The 3,555-nt window shown below is 47.1% G+C and carries 2 protein-coding genes; one reads left to right on the top strand and one right to left on the bottom strand.

The annotated features are described in order from the left end of the window. Nucleotides 1–95: 95 nt before the first annotated feature. Complete coding sequence (locus C230_RS22185) at nt 96–2,828, top strand: beta strand repeat-containing protein (protein WP_156807290.1); 2,733 nt, start codon at nt 96–98, stop codon at nt 2,826–2,828. Between the two features lie 179 nt (nt 2,829–3,007). On the opposite strand, the gene C230_RS18930 is transcribed toward C230_RS22185, so the two are convergent. Then, nucleotides 3,008–3,555: tyrosine-type recombinase/integrase (locus C230_RS18930; RefSeq protein ID WP_018130165.1), on the bottom strand; the 548-nt coding region annotated here is incomplete at its 5' end.

A 3,555-nucleotide genomic window follows, 5' to 3' on the forward strand; every position in this document is an offset into this window, starting at 1 on the left:
CGGTATCCGGTAACGGTGTAATCGACCAAAACGGGAACTTCGTAGGTACCGCTCCTGGTTCCGCAACCATCACCGCTGTAGCGGATGGCAAGACGTTGACTACGACGGTGACGGTTTATGGGCAGGCGGCTGGACTGAAATTGTCTGCTGCTAGTAATAACGTTGTAGCTAACGGTAAATCTCAAGATGTAATTACTGCAACTGTTGTTGATGCAAACGGTAACGTAGTTTCGAACTTCAACGGTACTGTTAACGTTGCTGTTACCACTAATGGTGCTGTTAAACTGGTTGGATCTTCAACAACCGACTATAGTTCTGGTGTACCCGCTCTGTTCAACGTAAAAGTAACCAACGGCGTTGCTACCTTCGCTGTTGTGGCAAGCTCTGCAGCTGGTCTTACTGATACCGTTTCGTTGAATGGTTTGGTATCTACCAATCAGTCGCCGATTGCAAGCAACGTAAACTATCCGACAATTGCAATCAGCACTGTAGCTCCTGCTGCTACGAGCTTGAAAGTTACTTCGGATATACCGAGCGTAAGTGTTAACGGTCCTACTTCAGGCAACGTTGTTAACGTAACCGCTCAAGTGCAAGATAGCACCGGAACAAACTTTGCATCTGCACAATACGTAACATTAACGATCACCGGGCCTGGTTCTTTCTCCAGCTCCAGTGATGTGAAGACCTTAACTGTTTACACTAATGCTGGTAATGGTTCTACTGGTTCTATTCCGGTTTATGCTACTCAAGGTGTTGCTGGGACCATCGTAGTAACAGCTTCGGCACAAGGGTTAAATTCCGGAACTCTAAATATTCCGACCTATGTAACTACAGCACCTGCGAACTTGAAGGTCACTTCGACCAACGGTACCACTTCTTCGGGTGTATCGTACACGGTTTACACCGTACAATTGGTTGACGCTAACGGTAACTTGATCACTACTGGCACCAATGCTGGTGATGCAATTACTATTTCCGACAACACATCGAATTCCAACGTTGGTGGAACGCTTCAATACTTCGGAGTAGATGCTAACGGGCAGCCTTCCGGTTCCGTTCCACTTCCGACTAATCTCAACAACGGTCAAGCGAAATTTGCAGTTGAAAATACGACTGTAGGTGTCGCTAATCCAACGATTACAGTGAAGGACACCGTTCTTAACTTTACGGCAACAGCCACATATACCTATGCGGTAGGTGCACCTGCTAAAGTAGCGTTTGGTTCTACTGTTAACCAAACAGTTCAAGCTGGGCAATCCGTAACATTCACTGCACAGCTTCAAGACGCTGCTGGTAATAATGTTAAAGCTGCCGGGCAGAATGTAGTATTCTACTTCAACAGCAACACTGTAAATGCAACACTGCCCAACGGATCGTCTTTGACTGGATCTGCTAATGGTTATGTTGCTACAACCGATGCAAACGGTGTTGCTACTGTAACAGTTCAGGTTCCGAGTAGTGCAACTGCAGGTCAGTCCTTCCAACTTTATGCTAACCTGCAAGGTGGAACTCAACCTGCAGCACCAGGTCCTATTGACTCTGTCGTAGCTGCTGCTAACTATGTAACGGCTCTGAAATTCGGATCTTGGGCTGGTTCTACCTTTACAGCTTATAGCTGGCCGGCTAACAACCAAATTACCGCTGGTAACAACTTAAATAATGTACCTGTTGCACTCAACAACGCAATTGGTGCACAGGCCGGTGCCAACGATCAGCTCAAGGTTGTAACTTCGAACCCGGCAGTAATTGGATTCAACAGCTACGACCCTGGAAAGACTGACTCGAAGACCGTAACGGCTTCTTCTGGTGCTGCTGTTCTGCCGCAATTACAAGCTATGCAAGCAGGTACTGCAACAATTACTGTAACAGATCTGACCAACCCGTCTGTTCCTGCATTAACTGTATCTCTTACTGTTGTACAGGGTCCTGTTAACAACGGTGCAGTCGGTGTGAATGGCGCAGTAATTGGTGCAAATAACCCATTGACTGTTGCTGCTGATACTCCGGTTGCGGTAACCATCTATAACGTTGATATGGGTAATAACCCTGTACCTGTAACTGCTACAGAGGCACACGGTGCAACCAGTGCAGTATTTGCTTTGGGGGATACCAACGGAGGTGAGTTCCGTGCTACTCCTAACGGTGCTCGAATTACCTACGTATCAATTCCGGTTGGTCAAAGCTCGACAACTGTATACTATGTGAACCATACTGCTGGCACTTACACAAGCGGCTTGACTGCAACTACTCCGAATAATGCGACTGGTGTAACCGTTTCTCCAGCAAGTACTGGTCCGAACGTGGGAGCAGTTGACAATCTGACTGTAACGTTGAATGGAGCTAATACCTTCAATGGAACACTGCCAATTACAATTAGTGGTGCTGTTAACTCTCCGAACGGAACTGCACCAGTATTAGCAACTACTGCAACGTTTACTAACGGTACAGCTACAGTTCCTGTTCAACTCTACAGTGCTACTACTCAAAACTTGACTGTATCTGTTGCTGGTTACACAAGCCCCGCTGTTGCAGTAACTCCAGTAGCTGGTGCATTGAATAGTGCAACGGTTACTTACTCTGCAACTACTGTTGCTGCAACTGGCTCGCTTTCTGCTCCGACACTGAGTGGAAAGGATAGTTATGGCAATACTGTAACTCCGTCCGGTGGTAGCTTCTCTGTAGTACGTAAAAGCGGAACTGGTAGTGGTGTAAATATTGACCCTACTACGGGTGCTCTGACAACAAACGGTGCAACCTCGGGTGATGTTTGGACAGTAACCTATACTCAAGGCGCAGTAACAGCAACTCAAGACATTACAATCCAATAATTTAAGGTCTGGTGCCTTTCACCATTCGAATTTTGTCGAAAAGCTCTGCAGAGAGAAATCTCTGCGGGGCTTTTCTTTTTGTTTAAGGTGTCTGTCACCGCCCATCACCAATATAAGAGTTTGTAGCAACTAACTTTCGATTCGAGCCAAAAGGACCAAAGCTGCTATCCTGGCTCATTTTACATCTCCAACCCCTCCACCGCCCTCCTCTTATCCTCCTCCACAACCCCCACATACCGTGCCGTCGTCTGAATGTTGGAGTGACCGAGCAGCTCCTTGATGACCGTGATATCCGCTTTTGATTTTCGTGCCAAGAGAGTGGCAAATGTATAACGGAAAATATGCGGGGACACTTGCCGGTAGGTGAGGCCTGCTTTTTTGGCATATAGCATCGCTAAATCCCGGATGGCACTTTCCCATAAAGGATGGTGGCGTTGTGACACGAATAACTGGTCGCACTTGTGATCCTTCACAAGTTTTGGACGCACACTGGTGAGGTATTCATCCAGCAACGTGCAAAGACTGCTTGCCAAAGGAACAACCCGATCCTTTTGGCCCTTTCCGTCACGGACGTAGAGAACCGCTTCTGCGAGATTGATGTCATGAACCGTCAAAGCGGAAATCTCGGATGCATGTATACGGTAACTTAAAAATACGCCACACCGCTCATTGAAAATTCCCCCACCTTGACCGATAATCCTCACAAAGCAGATAGTTCGCAACGTGA

The organism is Effusibacillus pohliae DSM 22757 (genome assembly GCF_000376225.1).
GTDB lineage: Bacteria > Bacillota > Bacilli > Tumebacillales > Effusibacillaceae > Effusibacillus > Effusibacillus pohliae.